Origin of the sequence: Chitinophaga sp. CB10, from assembly GCA_001870995.2 — a bacterium.
Taxonomy (GTDB): Bacteria; Bacteroidota; Bacteroidia; order Chitinophagales; family Chitinophagaceae; genus Chitinophaga.
The window spans coordinates 157,450-175,528 of the sequence record MLAV02000012.1 but is presented as its reverse complement, the minus strand read 5'-3'; the positions used below and the strand labels follow the sequence as shown (position 1 = coordinate 175,528).

At 49.9% G+C, this 18,079-nt stretch carries 17 protein-coding genes and 1 tRNA gene; 6 read left to right on the top strand and 12 right to left on the bottom strand.

Going from position 1 to position 18,079, the window contains the following annotated elements; genetic code table 11:
• Nucleotides 1–44 precede the first annotated feature (44 nt).
• The 6 genes from BOC67_RS17510 to BOC67_RS17485 form a co-directional block, all read right to left on the bottom strand.
• Nucleotides 45–581, bottom strand: coding sequence for a cytochrome c (locus BOC67_RS17510; RefSeq protein WP_291911947.1), 537 nt, complete (start codon nucleotides 579–581; stop codon nucleotides 45–47).
• A complete protein-coding gene (locus BOC67_RS17505) occupies nucleotides 571–1,230 on the bottom strand; it encodes an SCO family protein (protein WP_291911946.1) in 660 nt (219 codons plus the stop codon). The genes BOC67_RS17510 and BOC67_RS17505 overlap by 11 nt, the downstream gene beginning before the upstream one ends.
• Before the next feature lies 1 nt (nucleotide 1,231).
• Nucleotides 1,232–2,911: a cbb3-type cytochrome c oxidase subunit I gene (locus BOC67_RS17500; protein WP_291911945.1), complete on the bottom strand. Its 1,680-nt coding sequence runs from the start codon at nucleotides 2,909–2,911 to the stop codon at nucleotides 1,232–1,234.
• 6 nt (nucleotides 2,912–2,917) lie between these two features.
• Nucleotides 2,918–3,370 (bottom strand): hypothetical protein, encoded by a 453-nt coding sequence (locus tag BOC67_RS17495; RefSeq protein WP_291911944.1) that lies wholly within the window; start codon nucleotides 3,368–3,370, stop codon nucleotides 2,918–2,920.
• Between the two features lie 13 nt (nucleotides 3,371–3,383).
• The gene (locus tag BOC67_RS17490) at nucleotides 3,384–3,509 is read right to left on the bottom strand and encodes a cytochrome c oxidase subunit 2A (protein ID WP_291911942.1); all 126 of its coding nucleotides are present in this window, start codon (nucleotides 3,507–3,509) and stop codon (nucleotides 3,384–3,386) included.
• 220 nt (nucleotides 3,510–3,729) lie between these two features.
• The gene (locus BOC67_RS17485) at nucleotides 3,730–4,254 is read right to left on the bottom strand and encodes a hypothetical protein (RefSeq protein ID WP_291911941.1); all 525 of its coding nucleotides are present in this window, start codon (nucleotides 4,252–4,254) and stop codon (nucleotides 3,730–3,732) included.
• Between the two features lie 133 nt (nucleotides 4,255–4,387).
• On the opposite strand from BOC67_RS17485, the gene BOC67_RS17480 reads away from it, so the two are divergent.
• On the top strand, nucleotides 4,388–6,823 hold the full coding sequence (locus BOC67_RS17480; RefSeq protein ID WP_291911940.1) for a DUF4965 domain-containing protein: 2,436 nt from the start codon (nucleotides 4,388–4,390) through the stop codon (nucleotides 6,821–6,823).
• A 65-nt stretch (nucleotides 6,824–6,888) separates the two neighbouring features.
• Nucleotides 6,889–6,961 (top strand) — tRNA-Lys (locus tag BOC67_RS17475).
• Nucleotides 6,962–7,263: 302 nt separating this feature from the next.
• On the opposite strand, the gene BOC67_RS17470 is transcribed toward BOC67_RS17475, so the two are convergent.
• The 4 genes from BOC67_RS17470 to BOC67_RS17455 all read right to left on the bottom strand — a co-directional run bounded on the left by BOC67_RS17470 (nucleotide 7,264) and on the right by BOC67_RS17455 (nucleotide 11,113).
• Nucleotides 7,264–8,175 carry an AraC family transcriptional regulator gene (locus tag BOC67_RS17470; protein ID WP_291911939.1) on the bottom strand — a complete coding sequence of 304 codons (912 nt, stop codon included), beginning with the start codon at nucleotides 8,173–8,175 and terminating at the stop codon, nucleotides 7,264–7,266.
• Nucleotide 8,176: 1 nt separating this feature from the next.
• The gene (locus BOC67_RS17465; protein WP_291911938.1) at nucleotides 8,177–9,145 is read right to left on the bottom strand and encodes an NADP-dependent oxidoreductase; all 969 of its coding nucleotides are present in this window, start codon (nucleotides 9,143–9,145) and stop codon (nucleotides 8,177–8,179) included.
• Between the two features lie 151 nt (nucleotides 9,146–9,296).
• Nucleotides 9,297–10,223, bottom strand: coding sequence for a helix-turn-helix transcriptional regulator (locus BOC67_RS17460; protein ID WP_291911937.1), 927 nt, complete (start codon nucleotides 10,221–10,223; stop codon nucleotides 9,297–9,299).
• A 62-nt stretch (nucleotides 10,224–10,285) separates the two neighbouring features.
• A complete protein-coding gene (locus tag BOC67_RS17455) occupies nucleotides 10,286–11,113 on the bottom strand; it encodes an SDR family NAD(P)-dependent oxidoreductase (protein ID WP_291911936.1) in 828 nt (275 codons plus the stop codon).
• A gap of 159 nt (nucleotides 11,114–11,272) precedes the next feature.
• Between BOC67_RS17455 and BOC67_RS17450 the strand changes: the two genes are divergently transcribed.
• From BOC67_RS17450 to BOC67_RS17435, 4 genes are all read left to right on the top strand, one after another.
• Nucleotides 11,273–12,121, top strand: coding sequence for a helix-turn-helix transcriptional regulator (locus tag BOC67_RS17450; protein WP_291911934.1), 849 nt, complete (start codon nucleotides 11,273–11,275; stop codon nucleotides 12,119–12,121).
• 51 nt (nucleotides 12,122–12,172) lie between these two features.
• The gene (locus BOC67_RS17445; RefSeq protein ID WP_291911933.1) at nucleotides 12,173–12,685 is read left to right on the top strand and encodes a DinB family protein; all 513 of its coding nucleotides are present in this window, start codon (nucleotides 12,173–12,175) and stop codon (nucleotides 12,683–12,685) included.
• Nucleotides 12,686–12,802: 117 nt separating this feature from the next.
• Entirely contained in the window at nucleotides 12,803–13,213 is a 411-nt protein-coding gene (locus BOC67_RS17440; RefSeq protein WP_291911932.1) for a VOC family protein, read from the top strand.
• A gap of 477 nt (nucleotides 13,214–13,690) precedes the next feature.
• Entirely contained in the window at nucleotides 13,691–16,672 is a 2,982-nt protein-coding gene (locus tag BOC67_RS17435) for an RICIN domain-containing protein (protein ID WP_291911931.1), read from the top strand.
• 64 nt (nucleotides 16,673–16,736) lie between these two features.
• On the opposite strand, the gene BOC67_RS17430 is transcribed toward BOC67_RS17435, so the two are convergent.
• Together BOC67_RS17430 and BOC67_RS17425 are read right to left on the bottom strand one after the other, a co-directional pair.
• Entirely contained in the window at nucleotides 16,737–17,273 is a 537-nt protein-coding gene (locus BOC67_RS17430; protein WP_291911930.1) for a hypothetical protein, read from the bottom strand.
• A gap of 168 nt (nucleotides 17,274–17,441) precedes the next feature.
• Nucleotides 17,442–17,831: a nuclear transport factor 2 family protein gene (locus BOC67_RS17425; protein WP_291911929.1), complete on the bottom strand. Its 390-nt coding sequence runs from the start codon at nucleotides 17,829–17,831 to the stop codon at nucleotides 17,442–17,444.
• Nucleotides 17,832–18,079: the final 248 nt, after the last annotated feature.

Genomic DNA, 18,079 nt, shown 5'->3' with positions numbered 1-18,079 from the left:
AAGCCCCGGTAGCCCGGGGCTTTTTTTATTTTTTAGGGAGAAGTTCAATCGTCCTTTTGAATATGCTGTTCGTAACTCTTAATATTTACGAGGAAAATTAGCAGGATCACTATTACTACTATTAGCACCAGGTAGGCGATCATAAAAGGGAAGTTGTAGACAGACAGGGGCATGAGATTGGGTTGCTTCTGCCCCGGCCTGGAAAACGGCGCATCGTCCTCTTTGGGGGCATTGGCGGCTGTTTCTTTGATATATGCAAGGATATCCCGGATCTGGTCATCGGAAAGATCCGGATGATCAGGCATTACTACCTGGTTGTTTTTGTTGAATACTTCGAGCGCCGCCGCGTCGCCGGCTTTAACCATGGCCTGGGAGCTTTTAACGAAGGAGATGATCCAGGCTTCCGGGTGACGGTCTTCCACGCCTGCCAGGGCAGGCCCGGTCAGCTTTTTCATCACGTTATGGCAGGAGGCACAACGGCCCTGGAACAGCATTTTACCATTCTCCGGGTTGGCTGCCCTTGCAGTCATTGCGGTGGCGATGCAGCAGAAAGCCACGATCAGAAAATGCCTAGAGTTCATTTTGTAATTTTTTTATGTCGGTCAGCAGCTGGTCTACCTCCTCCGGCGAAGTGCCGTCGTAGTAGCCGCGTATCCGCTGACGCGTGTCCAGTAATACGAACCGGTCGCTATGAATAAAATCCGCATCGCCTCCATCGCCCTCTGTGGCGGTAATGAATAATCCCTTGCGGGCGAAGTGATAGAGCGCTTTTTTATTTCCCGTCAGTAATTTCCACCTGTCGGGTAATACATCATATTGCAGGGCAAATTTCATGAGCCTTGCCACGGAATCCCGCTTGGGGTCCACGGTAAAGGAGAGGATGATCATATTGTTGGTATTGGCCTGCACCCTTTGCAGCTGCAGCATCATTTTGGGGCAGATGCTGGGGCAGGAGGTGTAAAAGTAGTTGGCCACTGCAATTTTATTGGTCAGGATGGAATTGGTGACGGTATTGCCCAGCTGGTCCGTGAAAACGAACGGGGGCAGGTTGCCGTCCGTTTGGTTGTCGGAAGCCAGCGTTGTATTGCTGGCGTAAATGGGCAGCCGGCCATATTTTTTCTCCAACAACCGCACGGAAAAGTAAGCCAGCAGCGGAATGCCGATCAGCAAGGCCAGGAAGAATTTCCAGGAGGTCAGTAAATATGACTTTTCCAGTTTCATGACTGTCATCTTATTTCTTTTGAACTACCGGAGTAGGGTCTGCGGGCAGGTAGGGCGGCGCTTTTTTACCCGTGTTATTCAATGCGTCTGAAATGGCGGGCAGGTAGCTGAGGAATATGATTAGCGCCATCACGGCCAGCCAGGGTTTGAACGTATCGAAAATGGGAATGCGTTTTTCCTCGTGCAGGGTGTCGCTGACGGGCAGGTCTATCACCGGCTCCATGGTACGCTTGCTGAACAGCGTGCCGAAGAAACTGATGAAGTACAGAAAGCCCGCTACAAACATAATCCCGCCGCCGGCCAGGCCCAGCATACTGGAAATTACCCAGTAGGGATGGTATTGTTCGCTGGCAGGGTTCAGGTAGGTGAGGCCCATATTGGTCCTGCGAGGTTCGCCCATCAGGCCGCCCCACATCAGGCCACCGGAAAAGATGATCACGCCCACGGTCCACAGGTAAGGCACGATCGCGTTGAGGGTAGGCAGGTAGATCTTTTTGCCGCTCAGTTGTTGCAGTAAAAAGATGGACATGCCCAGGATGGCGAGAAATACTGGACCGGCCACCGTCATATGAAAATGGCCGGGGATAAAGGCGGTATTGTGAACGACGTTGTTGAGCGAATAGGAGGCCAGTACGAGCCCGGTGAGTCCGCCGAAGATAAAGAGGATTAGGCCGTTGATCAGGTAACCAAATAAGAATACATCCCTGCGGAAGAAGGGAAGCTTCCATATCCAGCTGTAAAGGCCTTTCGCGCCGCGTTTGCGGGCGGCATATTCCAGTGAAGCCGCCAGTGTAAAGGCGGTAATGAAGCTGGGTAATGCCACGCCAAAGGTCAGCAGTGACTGCGATAGTTTCACGCCTCTGCCAATGGAAGGGTCCCCGAACTGGTGATGCACGCCGATGGGGATAGAGAGCAGCAGGAAGAGGAAGAAGGCGATGCGCCCCGCAGTGGCGGAATATAGTTTGCCGCCGGCGAGTTTGGGCAGCATGGTATAGAACATAATATAGGAAGGCAGGAGCCAGAAGTACACGAGGGCATGGCCGAAGAACCAGAACAGGGTGCGGGCCAGCGGTACGTTGACGGTGGGCGTGAGGCCCAGGCTCCAGGGTACCAGGAGTACCAGTACCTCATAGGCTACCGCCGTCGTACATACGAACCAGATGGTAAAATTTACCAGCGTGCCGATCACGGCCAGCGGGGTATTGGTTTCGCGATTTTCCTTTTTCCATTCCAGGTAGATGGTCACCCAGTCGAAGAACGCTACCCAGGATCCGATAATGAGCATGGCGGTGCCGATGTAGAAGGCAGGGTGAGCTTTCAGCGGTGGGTAGAAGGTGTACAGGACGGATGCTTTCCCGGCCAGCATGGCGGCTGCGGCCAGCAGCGTGCCGATGACCATGAGCCACATGGACAGGGCCGTGGCTTTCTTATTCGGTTCCCGTTTGAGGTAAAAGGCGATGGTGGCATGGCCGAATGCCACGGCAAAAAAGGTGGTGAGAACAACGGCATTGATCACACCGTGCAGGGTGAGGCCCTGGTAGTAGTCGAGTTTGGCTACGGAGGCCTGGTGGATCACGCCGGCGCGGTAAATCACCTGCATGAGGCCATGGTAGATGCCTACCGTCAGTAATAAAATGGGGACGAACAGTTCAACGAGGATGGTATTGCGTAGAAACCTGCTTACCTGCATATGGTATTATTTTTTGGGATAGTTTACGATAATTTCCGCCTGCATGTTTTGGTGGCCGGCGCCGCAGTACTCGTGGCAAACCACTTTGTACACGCCGGGCTCGTCGAATTTGACGGTGGTTTTGGTGACGCCTCCCGGAACAGCCATGAGGTTCACGTTCTTGTTATAGATGTTAAAACCATGCACCACATCGTTGGAGGTAACGAAGAGGTCTACCTCGCTGCCAACGGGAATATAGGCTACGGAAGGCTCGAAGTTCCACATCCGCGCGACGTAGAATATCTGGTAGGTGGATTTATCCAACTGTTCCACGCGGGCCGTTTCGTAGGTTTTATCGTAGGGGAGGCATTCCGTCACATCGGCTTTGCGGGCGCCCATGGCGTAGAAGATGGCGAGGATGAACAGTCCCATTACGAGGATGGCTGTGACGATCACTCTTTTTTCAAAAACGTCGATCATAATACCCCCGTTTTTAAACCCTGTCGAGCATGAGGAAATAAATGCCAAACCAAATAATGAGGCCGAGGGCAATCAGAAATGCGAAGAAGGCGATGGCGCCCCGGGGAACGAAGTTTTCTGAATTATCGGGTTGCTTCATAAGCAGGAGTTTGGTGATTGGATAGTTTACAGCTATCTACAATCAGCCACGGCAATTTGTTTGCAAATAATTGTGAGAATTTGGGGTAAATGTGTATTTTTGCGCTCCCTTCGTATTGGAATTATTTAAAATATTGAAGATACACGCAGATCCACTATCGTACTGACAAGGCTTCTCAGGGCCTCCAAGGCGATACGTCGGGTCTGCGTCTTTTTTGTGCCTATTGCTTTTTGAGGACGGGGAATTCCGAGAGGCTGGTAATGCCGCCATAGTCCGCCGTAACGGCTTCCTTGCTGCCTGGCGGAAAATTTTTCCATTCGCCGACCGGGTTTCCGTTAAAGAGTACGCCCCTTGTGAATTCCTGACCATTTTCCAGCCAGACGGTGGTGATCCCGTAACCTGCGTTGTTATAGCGAATTCCTTCATAGGACTTGTTCCCGTTTGGAAAGTATTCCCGCCGGAACTCGAACTGACCGTCTTTGCTGAAGAAGACTTCTAACCGGAGCACATCGTGGTCAAATAGTTTCCTGGATAAGAGGCGACGTTCCCTGTAGAGCAGCTGCACGCGTTGATCGGGATAGTCTCCATTCGTATAGGCGGTACTGTCGGGCTCTGCACTTGCCTGCCGCAGGATTTCCCCTTTTGTATTATTGAACCATTGTTCGTGCGCCACCTTTGTTTGCGGCTGATTACAGCTGATAGCGGCCGCCAGGAAAAAGGCGGCGGTTGGAACAAGTAACTTCATTGTTGACCCAGCGTTTTCGTTCAATGTAAAACAAAATGGATGAATGGTTATTAATCATGATAATTTTTGAATAGTTTTCTAAAATCTTTAACAAACCCATTCCAGTTACGTTATGAGGCATATCCGCTTTATTATGAGTACCCTTTTGATGGGGGCCGGTGTTGTGACTGCACAGCAGAAGGCGCCCTCTTACCCGTTGGTAACCCACCATCCATATTTCAGCATCTGGTCGTCCTCGGATACGATCATGCAAAGCAGCACGCGTCATTGGACGGGTACGGCCCAACCTATCACCGGCACGGTAACCGTCGATGGAGTTCCCTATACCGTCTTAGGGCGTTTGCCGGACACTTATGCGACGGCAGTGCCCGCGGAAGGAACGTTGAAATACCGTACAGATGCGCCCTCGGGGGATTGGATCTCTCCCCAATATAATGACCTTCAATGGAAGAAAGGTAGTATGCCTTTCAGTGACCAGCCCGGCCCTGGCGAAACGCCATGGAAGAGTAAGGAACTTTATGTGAGAAGGACATTTGACTGGCTGCAGGAGGCTTCGGATACGCTGTATCTCAAGCTGCATCATGATGACAACATAAAAGTGTACCTGAACGGAAAGGAGATTTTTTCCCGGAATGGCTGGAATGGCCGTGACGAATATTTTCCGGTGGTGCTGGAGGCCGGCTTGCTTCAACAAAAAAATAATCTGCTGGCAATACATGTACAAAATACTGCCGGCGGGGCTTACCTCTCGGCCGCGCTGGCGAGGAAAGTGAAGCCTGTGGCTACAGGCGCGCGTATGGCCATCCAGGAGTCAGTAGAAGTACACGCCACGCAAACGGTATATCAGTTCAGGTGCGGGCCTGTACTGATGGAAATGGCTTTTATCTCTCCCTTGCTGATGGACGACCTGCAGCTGTTATCCCGCCCGGTGACGTACCTGGCTTGCCATGCACTGTCCGAAGACAATAAGGAGCATGATGTGCGTGTACAGGTGGGCGTTAGTACGGCGGTTTGCGTGAATACGGCGGGGCAGCCGGTGGAGGCCAGTCCATACAACAGCGGGGACCTTACTATCCTTAAAGCAGGGACCAGGGAGCAGCCTGTGCTGAAGAAGAAAGGCGATGATATCCGGATTGACTGGGGTTATGTGTATGTGGCTACCAGCAAGGGCCCCGGCGTAAAGCAATGGATAGCAGACAATGCGGATAAAACGAAAACGCTTATAACGGAAACGGCTATGGGAAAAGTAGGCAGCGAGGTGGCGGGTATGCCTTCCCGGGTGTTCCTGCTGGGGTATGACGACCTGTATGCCGTTGAATATTTTGGCCAGCCGCTGAAAGCCTGGTGGAAAAACGACGCTTCCGCCACGATGGAGCGGGAGCTGCAAAATGCCATACGGGATTATGCCAGGATACTGGGCCGTTGTATGCAGTTTGATGACGCGCTGCAAAAAGAAGCGGCAGCCGCCGGCGGCAAGGAGTATGCACGCCTGTGCGAACTGGCGTACCGGCAGGCGATCGCCGCGCATACGCTGGTACGTGGCCCGAAAGGGGAGTTGTTGTTCTTGTCGAAAGAGAATTTCAGCAATGGTTGTATTAATACGGTGGATGTTACCTATCCTTCTGCACCGCTGTTCTTGCTGTATAATCCCGACCTGCTGAAAGGTATGCTGACAGGCATTTTTGAATATTCTGAAAGCGGCCGGTTTAAAAAACCTTTCGCTGCGCATGATCTGGGAACATACCCGATCGCTAACGGGCAGGTATATGGGGAGGATATGCCGGTGGAGGAGTCCGGCAATATGCTGATCCTGACGGGCGCTATTGCCAAAGCGGAGGGCAATGCCAATTACGCGAAGGAGCATTGGAAAGTGTTGACCACCTGGGCGGAATACCTGCTGAAAGCGGGCTTTGATCCGGAGAACCAGCTTTGCACGGATGATTTTGCCGGGCACCTGGCGCATAACACAAATCTATCGCTCAAGGCCATTGCCGGCATCCGCAGTTACGCTATGCTGGCGGATATGCTGGGAGAAAAAGCGGCAGCGAAACGTTATGCGGACAGTGCCCGGGCGATGGCGGACAATTGGCTGAAACGCGCTGCGGATGCGGATCATTACCGGCTGGCATTTGACAGGCCGGGCAGCTGGAGCCAGAAGTACAACCTGGTATGGGACCGGGTGCTGGGTTTTAAACTGTTTCCTTCCAGTTTATACGAGCAGGAAGTGGCGTGGTACCTGAAGCAGCAGCAGCCGTATGGATTGCCGCTGGATAGCAGGAAGACCTATACGAAATCGGACTGGATCATCTGGACGGCGACGCTGGCTTCCACTCCGGAGGAGTTCCGGGAGCTTATAGACCCGCTGTATAAATATATAACTGAAACGCCTACACGCGTTCCGTTATCGGACTGGCATGAAACGACGAATGGCCGGCAGGTGGGTTTCCAGGCGAGGAGTGTAGTGGGAGGATATTTTATGAAGATGCTGGACGCGCGGTATAACGGCGGAAACGGCGCTGGTGGCGGATCTGTTATATATACATATAATCGTGCTTCGATAAATCATTAAAAATGAATGAAATAAATTTGGAGGGAATTGAATAATTCCTATCTTTGCACTCCCTTAACGGGAAAGATTCCGTAGCTCAGTTGGTAGAGCAATACACTTTTAATGTATGGGCCCTGGGTTCGAGTCCCAGCGGGATCACTGGAATACTTGCAAACCTCGCGCGTGGCGCGGGGTTTTGTTTTTTAGTCGAGTTTGTAGCGTTAGATTTTAAAATCGTTCCATTTTATTAAGAGAAGATTAAATGAGTATTTATGATACGGAAAAGGCCACTGAAAACCAGTGGCCTTTTGCCATAACGCTACAGTTCCTGGTTGATGTATAGCCCCCTGTAGGTCGAAACGGAACAGGACAGCACCCCAGACTGGCATAACGGCGTAAAAAGTTTAATGACCGGAAGAAATTATTCCTATAAACCCGGTTATCCGGCTTCCCATCTCCGCTTAGTTAAACGATTGCCGGAATTCCAAAGGCGATTGGTTAGTCTTACTTTTGAACAGCTTACTGAATGATTGCGAATGTTCAAAGCCCAATTCATACGCTATTTCGCTAACGGATAATGCGGTTGTAGATAATTTTTCTTTGGCTTTTTCAATCAGCTTATCATGAATATGTTGCTGTGTGCTTTGTCCTGTCAGCGTTTTAAGCAAACGGCTCAGATAACTTACAGATACATGTAATTGATCAGAAACATACTGTACTGTTGGCAACCCTTTATGGCTTATCTCTTCGCCGTTGAAATAGTCTATCAGTAATTTTTCAAATCGTTCAAGAATTTGATGATTTGCTTTCTTACGGGTCATGAATTGCCGGTGATAAAAGCGGTCGGCATAGTTCAGCAAGGTTTCGAGGTGGGCGATAAGGATATTCTGGCTAAAGTTATCAATAGTGGATTGATATTCCTGCTGGATGCTTTCTATGATCCCGATGATTGTTTTTTCTTCCTTTTCTGAAAGGAACAACGCCTCGTTTACTGAATAATCAAAATATTCGTATTGCCTTATCGTGGTCGCCAATGGTGTATTCCAGAGAAAATCAGGATGAATGAGCAATACATAACCTGATTGCTTTAGTTCTTCGTTTTTGTCAATAGTAATGCTGAAAACCTGGTTGGGCGACAAAAAAGACATAATGCCTTCATCAAAATCGTATTGCTGTTGCCCGTATTTGAGTTTCCCATTATGAAAAATCCTTTTGAGGGCAATCATGTAAAAATCAAGTATCAAATCCATGGGCTCATCCGTATGCAAGCGCTTTACGTTCTCAACGTTAATGACGCTGATCAAAGGGTGCTCCGGTTTGGGCAACCCCCGGAGCTGATGGAATTCGCTGATGGTTTTAATTCTTCTTGCCATATTAATTTTCTTTTCTCACCTCGAGTACCAATTTTCCCCGAACGTGCCAGGTAGCGCTTTCCAGGTGTGCTTCGGCAACCTGTTCCAGTGGATAAACTTTGCTGACAATGACTTTTACTTTTCCTTCGTCAATCAACTTTGCCATTTCATCCAGCCAAAGCCGGTGATTTATTTGTAAATAAATAAGCTCCCCTTTGGCATCCTTTTTTGCAAGTGCGTTTTTAACCTCCTCGCCAAATGGAAAATCAACATTTACGCTTACAAATATCCCACCTTTTTTTAAAATACTTATGCCCTTGAGTCGCTCCTGGTCATCACGAAGCGGTGTACAGTCAAACACAACATCCATGTCCTGCAATAAATCTTCAAAATGCTGTGTTTTGTAGTCAATCACTTCATCGGCGCCAATTTGTTTTAGGAATTCCAGGTTGCCGGCTGAGGCGCTGCCTATTACATACGCACCTTTTGCTTTTGCGAGTTGTACCGCAAGGCTGCCGACCCCACCCGATGCGGCATGAATAAACACCCGTTGCCCTGCCTGCAATTTTCCGAGTTCAAAAAGACCGTTACATGCAACGAGCCCGGTCAAAGGTACACCGGCAGCCTCAATAAAGGAAATGCTTTTGGGTTTCCGTGCGAATTGATCCGCCTTGGCGGCAACGTATTCGGCATAGCTGCCGTCGCCAGGGAAGTTAGGGATGCCATATACTGCATCGCCTTTTTTCAGGTCGGTTACTTTACTGCCTACCTCTTCTATAATGCCTGCAGCATCCCATCCTAATGTCATTGGCAACTTCAGGATAGACTTTAAAAAGTCATTGCCCCCCTGACGGACTACCCAGTCAACAGGATTTACGCCGCTGGCATAGACTTTTACTAAAATTTCATCTTCCGCAGGAACAGGGCGCTCAATGTCCTCTACTTTTAGTACTTCTGTTCCGCCAAATTCGTTAATTCTTACAGCTTTCATTGTAGACTTTATTGTAGACTTTTTTGTTGGTTCAAAAGTCCGAACAATGCGTAAGACCAGTGTAGCCGATTTTGACTTTGTTGTAGCCAAAACCTGACAATTAGTTTTGTGCCAGCAGGATCAATTTTTAACCCAGGTTGCAGGCGTACACCTAATTACCCGAAAAAGCCTTCCTGAACTCCAATGGCGAAACATTCGTCCTTGTCTTAAACAATTTGCTAAAAGACTGTGGATGTTCAAAGCCCAGGTCATAGGCAATTTCTGATACCGATAGATTAGTGGTCGACAGCTTTTCCTTGGCCTTTTCTATCAGCCGTTCATGAATGTGCTGCTGAGCGCTTTGGCCGGTTAAGGTACGTAGCATGTCACTGAGGTAGTTAGGGGAGAGGTTCAGTTGTTCTGCCAGGTACGCTACTGTAGGAATACCCTTGCTTAACGTTACTTCATTGTTAAAGCAGGCTTCCAGCAGCGCTTCCATTTTTTGAAGCACACCGGCGCTGGCAGCTTTGCGCGTAAGGAACTGCCGCTTGTGGAAACGGTTGGAATAGCTGAGCAGCAATTCAATCTGGGAGATCATTACCTCCTGGCTGAAGTCATCAATGCGACTGTTGAGTTCTGTTTCAATAAAGCTGAAGATAGCAAGGATGATATTTTTTTCTTCTTCAGAGAGATGTAATGTTTCGTTTGTGCTGTAGGAGAAGAAGCCGTACTGTTTAATTTTTTTGGCCAGCGGATAGCCGAGGAAAAAATCAGGATGAATGAGCAGGGTGTACTGCGAGCACACAGCGCCTTCGTGGTCGTTGCCGCCAATGATCTGGCCGGGCGCCGCAAATAATAGCCCGCCTTCATCAAAATCATAATAGCCCTGGCCATATTTTAATTTACCGCTAAGCTTTGGTTTATAGGAAATTTTGTAGTAGGCGAGAACATGGGGGCCTGGAAGAACATTTTCCGGATGCGGCATATGGGCACCGTTGATCAGGCTGATCAGCGGATGCCGCGGTTGCGGCAAGCCAAACAGCCGGTGGGCATCGCTGAGCGACTGGAGCTTCAGCAGATGATTTTCTTTCTTCTTCATAACTGCTAATTTAAGCATAACCGGCCATTGAATTACAGTGGCCGGTTATGGTGCATGTGATATCATTGCGCGGAGGAGGAGATGGCATCCCAGGCCTCCCAGGTAGCTATTCTTTCCGCATAGGTAGCTTTTAGCGCCGGCAGATTATGACTGCCCAGGTTAAAGCGCAGTGGCGGATTTTCTGCATCTACAACCTGGAATAAAGCGGGTGGAGTAGCGGCCGGGTTACCTTTTTCCATTCCCTTCATCCCCTCGAGAAATTGCATTTTGAAATCCTTATAGATGTCCATTCCGCTCATGAAATTACCTAGTTGCGAGCTGCCAAACTCTGTGGCGTAAGCGCCTGGCTCTATAATGGTTACTTTAATACCGAATGGGGCCAGTTCTGTCGCCGCGCTTTCGTGGATGGCTTCGAACGCCCATTTGGAGGAGCAGTAAAAGCCTAAAATAGGCAAGGAGATGTGGCCCAGGTTGCTGGAGGTGCCGAGAATATGACCGTGACCCTGGCTGCGGAGCAGCGGAATGGCAGCCTGGAGTACAGTGACAGGCCCCAGTACATTGGTTTCATACAATGCGCGGATGTCGTCCGTATTGGCTTCTTCCACGGTGCTGATCAGCGGATATCCTGCGTTATTCAGCACGATGTCCAGCCGGCCAAAATGCGCGTGTGCTTTGGTAACCGCGGCATGAACCTGGTCGCGATTGGTGACGTCCATTTCCAGCGTGAGCACCTGGTCCCCATACTGGCTTTCCAGTGATGCAATGCTGCTAAGGGTGCGGGCGGTTGCCGCTACTTTATCTCCGCGTTTCAATGCCGCTTCTGTCCATATCCTGCCCAGGCCGCGCGAAGCGCCGGTAATGAACCATACTTTATTCGTTTGCTGTGCCATAATAATTTATTTTCTATGGCAAAGTTGAAGAAATGTGATGGTGCGCTTTTAGTCTAATTACCGAATTTTGTAGTCTGATTACTGGTGGTGCTTGGATGATAAAATCACACTAACTGCAGGAAATTATTCCAGAGGAAAAACCGCACAGTCCTTTTAAATATGCACAGGCTTCATCTACAATATTATGTTTCGGAACGGCGGGCGCCCCGTACCAGGGTGTTTCTGCCGCAAAATTTTTTCTCCTTCCTGGAGCAAGGTGAAAAGAGGGTAATCTATGCTAACGATACCACTACCATTAAGGAGAACCAATTTGTCCTGCTGTCTGCCGGTCATTGTTTAATGACAGAAAAGTTGCCACTGGATAACCGCTATCGAAGTACAATGTTCTTTTTTGATCATGCAATGCTTACCACATTCCTGGTCAGGCATGCTGCGAATATTAACAGCGCTTCACCGCTGACGGGTAGCATGGGAAAACCTTTTTTGGTATTTGAAAAGGATGCGTTTATTGAAAATTATATCGCCTCACTTAAATTAACCGGGGCAGGGCAGGGGCCTTTATGGGAAAGGATGCTGGAGCTTAAACTGGAAGAGCTGCTATTATATCTTATTCAAAAGTATCCCGCCGAGCTGATGGCCTTTCAGGCAAACCACGAGGAGGCAGCGTCGGATTTTCAGATCCGCAAGGCGGTGGAACTGAATATTACAAATAATCTCACCCTTGAAGAGCTGGCCTTTCTCTGCCATACCAGTGTTAGTACCTTCAAACGAAGGTTTCTCAGGTTGTACAATGATACCCCCAGCCAATACTTCCTGAAACAGAAAATGGCGCTGGCCAGGTCGCTGTTACTGCAACATGAAAAACCGGGAGAGATTTTTTACAAGGTTGGCTATGAGAACCATTCCGGGTTTTCACAGGCGTTTAAACAGGTGTATGGGATGAGCCCAAAAGAATTTCTGCAACAGCACCTGACCGATCAGCGACAGCTTTTGGGCGATCAGGAATAATCCCGCGGGGAACTGCCGGGTAATTTTGCGTTCAATAAAAACACGCAAATTATGACGAGGAATTACTTAGCAGATTTAGCTGAATACCTTAACTGGTCGGACAGCCAGGCAATCGATTGGTTGGAGCAGATTACCGAAGAACAGTGGATACAACGCGCCGTCAGCAGTTTTGGGAGTATCCGGCAGACGGCGCTTCACATGGTCAGCGCAAAGAAAATATGGATAGACTTCTGGACAAAAGTCAATCAACCAGTTTTTCTTTCTACTGTTTTTAACGGCGCCAAAAGCGACCTGCTGGAATTGTGGAAATTGGCTTCGGCTGACCTGCAGGACGTCATAGATAACTATCCTGAAGAAGATTATTCTAAGCCGGTCTATTTTGTATATCCCAACGGCAGGCAAGGGCAGCTGTTGTTCTGGCAATCCGTACAGCATATGGTGAACCACGCTACGTATCACCGGGGGCAATTGGTAACCCAGTTACGGCAAGCCGGCTTTACTGACTTTAGCAATACGGACTTGGCAACCTTCTATATAAAGCAGGAGCTTTTGACCAGCCGTTAATACAGGTAACAGTTCTGCTGTTGGTGGCATAAGGGTTTGTGATTACAACTATTTTTTTAGCCTGCTGACATACTGTTGTCACTCGCCGGCATTTCCTTTGCCTAAAACAATAACAGTATGAATCTTGCTTCCATCCGGATTATAACCGCCGAGGTCAGGCCCCTGGTTGATTTTTATGAACAGGTAACGGGCTTGTCTTTTACATTTTACACCGAAGATTTTGCAGAAGTACGCACTCCCAACGGCAATTTGGCCATCGGAAGTACCCGTACACTGGAACTTTTCGGCGGGCAAAAGGTAGCTGCCGCGGCCAGTAACCATTCGGTTATAATTGAATTTTATGTGGAGGATGTCGATGAACGTTATCAAAGGGTAAAGGAACTCGCATCTACGGAAATTGTCCAACCACCGACCACCATGCCCTGGGGTAACCGGTCCTTACTCTTCCGTGATCCGGATGGTAACCTGGTCAATTTCTTTACGCCTGTAGCTGAGGAGGCCAGGTTACGATTCCGCCAGGCAAACTAACACAATGCTATAACCGGGGTATAACGGGCTATACCCCGGTTTAATTGCTTGCTGCTTTTGGAGCAAGGCGCTGTACAGTCATCTCTCCCTAAATCACCTCCCTTTAAACCAACCCCGCTGCCCCACAATTTCACCCCCTGTATCATTCCCCCCTCCAAACTGCAACATTCCGCCCCCCTGTATCAAAAATTACCCCTGTAGCTTTACCCCATCTTATGAGAGAAGGATTTCCCGTTATGCAGCACCGCTGGTACTCACCTTTACTATTTGCCTGTAATGCCATGCCGCCGGCTCATGGTCCATTTACTTAAATAGAGAGCGCTGATCGTTTTACTGCTTTATTCCACGTTTTCTGTACTTGGGTAAAACGATGTCACGGGCATATACGGAATCAATTTCTCCTTAATGTTCCAAAGTTCCAGGCTATTCCTGTATGAGTAGCCCTAATATTCCTATGTGTTCATTTAAACCGTAATTATGACATCCTCCAAAACTTTCACACAACAACAGGCGGAGAGGCGACTAAACAACGCGCTTTATCCGCTACCGCCAAATTCTGACAATGGGTTCAATCAATACCAGGTCCTTCGCGGGAAATCCTGCAAGGCTACCAACAAACAAATAGTAACGACGCTGATATTCCTATGCTGCTGGCTCCTCAGCCTGCTGCCGGCTGCAGTACAGGCGCAGTCTTACCAATGGAAAAACGTACAGATACGCGGAGGCGGATTCGTTACGGGGATTATTTACAGCCTTGCCCAGCAGAACCTGGTCTACGCCCGCACTGATATAGGCGGGGCCTATCGCTGGGACCCTGTAAACAAAGTCTGGATCCCGCTGTCCGACAGCTTTGCATCCGGTGATGATTTCGGCGTTGTCAGCATGGCGGCCGATCCTTCCGACGCTAACCGGGTGTATATGGCCACCGGCCTTTACACGCAATCCTGGGGCGCACAGGGAGCAATTTATTCCTCCACCAACAAAGGCGCCACCTGGACGCGCAATAGCCTGCCCATCAAGCTCGGAGGTAACGAAGATGGCCGCTCTGCCGGCGAACGCCTGCAGGTGGACCCCAACCTCGGCAGCATCCTTTTCCTGGGATCCAGTACGGACGGCCTCTGGAAAAGCACTAACTACGGGGCGTCCTGGTCCAAGGTAAACAGCTTCCCGGTAAGCAGCAGTCCCGTTGGCTCCGGAGGCATCGCTTTTGTGCTGTTCGATAAAACCAGCAGCTCCGCCGGCGCTGCCACGCAAACTATATACGTGGGCGTTATGCAAAAAGGGACCAACCTGTATAAGAGCACGGATGGCGGGGCCAGCTGGTCCGCCATTCCCGGGCAGCCGACTAACCTGATGCCTCATCAGGCTGCACGCGGGTCCAATGGGATAATATACTTGTCCTATTCGGATGCCAACGGCCCGAATAACGTTAGCACCGGCGCCGTGTGGAAGCTGAACCCTGCCAATAATACCTGGACGAATATCACTCCTTCATCCGCACAAGGCGGTTACGGCGGCATCTCCGTGGATGCGCAAAATCCCAACCATGTGATCGTAAGCACGCTGGATCGCTGGTATCCCCGCGATGAAGTCTATCGCACGACCGATGGCGGCGCCAATTGGACGGCTTTACTCGCCAACGCCACCTGGGACCATTCCCTGGCAGCCTATGCCGCCCAGTCAAATCCGCACTGGCTGGGAGATGTGGACATTGATCCATTCAATACCAGCAACGCATGGTTTGTAACCGGCTATGGCGTTTATAATTCCAATAACCTCGGGGCAAATCCTACCAACTGGATTTTCCAGGCGAATGGATTGGAGGAAACAGCCGCACTTGAGTTGATCAGTCCACCGTCCGGTGCGCCGTTAATCAGTGCCCTCGGGGATATCGATGGCTTTAAACACGACAACCTGGATGCCTCGCCGGCGGCAGGTCGTTTATCGCCCCTGTACGGCACCAATACCAGCATCGATTTCGCACAGAACGCGCCCACCTTCATGGCGCGTACACATTATAATGCCGGCGCCAATTACGGCGCTTATTCAACCGATGGGGGCAGCTCGTGGACGGCCTTTAGCAGCGCGCCTGCCGGTACTACCGGCGGCGGTAATATCGCCATTTCCGCAGATGGAAACCGCATCGTCTGGGCCCCGCAAGGCGCCTCGGCTATTTATTACTCAACGAATCGCGGCGCATCCTGGACCGCTTCCAGCGGTATTCCTGCTGGCCTGAAGCCGGTGGCCGACCGGGTGAATGCCCAGAAGTTCTATGCATACGATATGGTTAACGGCAGGGTATGGGTAAGTACAAATGGCGGCGCATCATTCTCTATCCAGGCTACCGGACTGCCGGCCGTCCCTGATTACCAGGCCTGGCTGGCGCGTATCCGCACCGTATTTGGCGTGGAAGGCGATATCTGGCTGGCCAATCCCGGCGGATTGTATCGTTCTACCAATTCAGGAACCAGTTTTACAAAATTGAATAATATCCAGAGCGCTACAGCGGTCGCATTCGGGAAAGCCGCACCGGGGCAGACATATCCCGCGGTGTTTGTCGTAGGAACGATCAATAATACCTATGGCTTCTACCGCTCTGATGATATCGGCGCCACCTGGACGCGCATCAACGATGCCCAGCACCAGTACGGCACTGTCACCATCATCACCGGCGATCCGCGCGTGTATGGCCGGTTGTATTTAGGCGGCACAGGTCGCGGTATAATTTACGGGGACATGCAGAGTACCTCCTCCGTAGTTTCGGGCGGTACTTACCGCGTCGTCGCCCGGCATAGCAACCAGGTGATGGATGTGGTAGGCGCAGCTACTTCCGATGGCGCACAGGTAAACCAATGGCCGGCCAGCGGCGGGGCAAACCAGCAATGGGTGATCACCAGCACCGGCAGCGGTTATTACACCCTGAAGGCGGTACACAGCGGGAAAAACCTGGACATAGATGGATTCTCCACCGCTGATGGCGCTAAGGTGCAGCAGTGGACTGCCGGCGCAGGTACCAATCAGCAGTTTCAGCTTGTGGATATGGGGGGCGGCTATTTCCAGATCAAAGCCCGCCACAGCGGCAAATGCCTCGATGTAGCCAATGCCTCTTCGGCTAACGGCGCACTCATTCAGCAATGGACCTGCGGCAGCGGTACCAACCAGCAATTCAGGTTCGACCTGTTAAGCACGCCGGGCGCGGCTAGCCTGATTGCAGAAACATCGTCGGAACAAGACAAGGAGGATGGTGTGGTCATCTATCCCAATCCAACCACCCAGGCCTTTCAAATCAGAACGCCATCTACGTTTAACTATGAGGTTTATGATCTCAATGGGAGGATGCTGGAACGCGGCAGGGGCAAGGATGGCAGCAGGGTAGGACGCAACCTGAAGCCGGGGATGTATATGCTTAAATTGTATATGGATAACAGGACCAAAGCATATAAGGTAATCAAACAATAATGATCAGGGCTTCAAATCGTAAGGTTTGAAGCCCTTTTCCTATCTACCAGGAAAAGATATTTTCTTACCTCCGCCTGCTCAACGCCAGCGCCCGCTGAAACCTCGGCCGGTTATATCTTTGCAGGAAAATAGGATATACATGCAATAATAAATTCAGCACCAGCAACGCCCATGCTTTAGCCATGCCATATTCCACCGCTACATAAATATTAAACCCCAGCACGATAAAGAAAATCACCAGGTGGCTCAGTTCGTTTTTCTTCGTCTGGTTGTAAAGATGCGACAATGCATCTGTATTCTTTGTCAGCGGATTGGATTTCCTGATCACTTTTTCCCAACCAATTATTACCAGCAATTTCCGGAAGGCATTGATGCCCAGCAGCTCATAGATCCTGCCGCCACGTTCCCATTTCTTAGGGTCATAATAAGCAGCAGTTAGCGGCGTAGTAAGGGTTTCCATGAAGTAAAGCGCAAAGATCATCAGCGAAAAGTTGAGCACCCACGCAAAAGCAAACGAATATATTTTCATGTAACGAACAACGACGTAAGTACAAACAATGGCGAGGAGGACGATAAAAATTTGCGTGAGTGTTTTTCTCATAAGGTAATCGGGTTGAGATGCTTTTTTAGTACAGTGCTCAAATATAACAATTACCGGCTATTAATCATAGCTAAATTAAATCTTACCCGGCGTTCCACACGGCCGGGGCGGGTGCGTGAGGAGGTACTATTCATCAGCGGAGGGCTTAATGATCTTACGGCCTGCCGGCTAATTTGCAGCCAGGTTAATCGCGTAAGTATGAATACCTTTCACCGGCGCGTTATTCGTGGAGGACTTAAAACGGAATACATCACAAAACGCGGCCTGTTTGCCATTCTTATATTCCAGCACGCCTTCGGCAACGCCATCGTAGCCGTGGGTGACAATAGTGCGTATAGTCAGCCCCGTTATACCGGCGCCGCGGAGCTGCCGGATACCTTTCAGCACGGCATCCCTGCCGGCGAGCTGCTTGCCGCCGATCAGCTGCCATTCCACATCGTCCGTGATGTTACGGCTAAGGAAGTCCTCATCATTGCTTACCATTGCCACAATAAAATCTTTAACGAATAGTTTCTTGGGCGCATTCCCGCAGTCTGCGGGCGCCTGAATTTTAACCATAGTTTGCTGCTTTTTGCGATACCGGACCCATGGCCCTGCCTGAAATTACCAATTTCCCCTGAACGGAGCAATACTCCTGCCGATGCAGTAAATCTTCCCCCTAAAATTTTTTGAAAATATTTTAAAAAATAAATCTTAATTTAAACTTATCAATTCCATGAAGAACCATCTGCAGCACATCCCACTTGTCTGTTTCTGAGTGTTAACCGTCACCTCCACGGTGTTTTTGTATTTATTCATTTTTTAAT

Excerpts from the sequence above, each read along its gene's own strand:
- BOC67_RS17510 (WP_291911947.1), bottom strand. The coding sequence starts at position 581 with ATGAACTCTAGGCATTTTCTGATCGTGGCTTTCTGCTGCATCGCCACC.
- BOC67_RS17505 (WP_291911946.1), bottom strand. The coding sequence starts at position 1,230 with ATGACAGTCATGAAACTGGAAAAGTCATATTTACTGACCTCCTGGAAA.
- BOC67_RS17500 (WP_291911945.1), bottom strand. The coding sequence starts at position 2,911 with ATGCAGGTAAGCAGGTTTCTACGCAATACCATCCTCGTTGAACTGTTC.
- BOC67_RS17495 (WP_291911944.1), bottom strand. The coding sequence starts at position 3,370 with ATGATCGACGTTTTTGAAAAAAGAGTGATCGTCACAGCCATCCTCGTA.
- BOC67_RS17490 (WP_291911942.1), bottom strand. The coding sequence starts at position 3,509 with ATGAAGCAACCCGATAATTCAGAAAACTTCGTTCCCCGGGGCGCCATC.
- BOC67_RS17485 (WP_291911941.1), bottom strand. The coding sequence starts at position 4,254 with ATGAAGTTACTTGTTCCAACCGCCGCCTTTTTCCTGGCGGCCGCTATC.
- BOC67_RS17480 (WP_291911940.1), top strand. The coding sequence starts at position 4,388 with ATGAGTACCCTTTTGATGGGGGCCGGTGTTGTGACTGCACAGCAGAAG.
- BOC67_RS17470 (WP_291911939.1), bottom strand. The coding sequence starts at position 8,175 with ATGGCAAGAAGAATTAAAACCATCAGCGAATTCCATCAGCTCCGGGGG.
- BOC67_RS17465 (WP_291911938.1), bottom strand. The coding sequence starts at position 9,145 with ATGAAAGCTGTAAGAATTAACGAATTTGGCGGAACAGAAGTACTAAAA.
- BOC67_RS17460 (WP_291911937.1), bottom strand. The coding sequence starts at position 10,223 with ATGAAGAAGAAAGAAAATCATCTGCTGAAGCTCCAGTCGCTCAGCGAT.
- BOC67_RS17455 (WP_291911936.1), bottom strand. The coding sequence starts at position 11,113 with ATGGCACAGCAAACGAATAAAGTATGGTTCATTACCGGCGCTTCGCGC.
- BOC67_RS17450 (WP_291911934.1), top strand. The coding sequence starts at position 11,273 with ATGCACAGGCTTCATCTACAATATTATGTTTCGGAACGGCGGGCGCCC.
- BOC67_RS17445 (WP_291911933.1), top strand. The coding sequence starts at position 12,173 with ATGACGAGGAATTACTTAGCAGATTTAGCTGAATACCTTAACTGGTCG.
- BOC67_RS17440 (WP_291911932.1), top strand. The coding sequence starts at position 12,803 with ATGAATCTTGCTTCCATCCGGATTATAACCGCCGAGGTCAGGCCCCTG.
- BOC67_RS17435 (WP_291911931.1), top strand. The coding sequence starts at position 13,691 with ATGACATCCTCCAAAACTTTCACACAACAACAGGCGGAGAGGCGACTA.
- BOC67_RS17430 (WP_291911930.1), bottom strand. The coding sequence starts at position 17,273 with ATGAGAAAAACACTCACGCAAATTTTTATCGTCCTCCTCGCCATTGTT.
- BOC67_RS17425 (WP_291911929.1), bottom strand. The coding sequence starts at position 17,831 with ATGGTTAAAATTCAGGCGCCCGCAGACTGCGGGAATGCGCCCAAGAAA.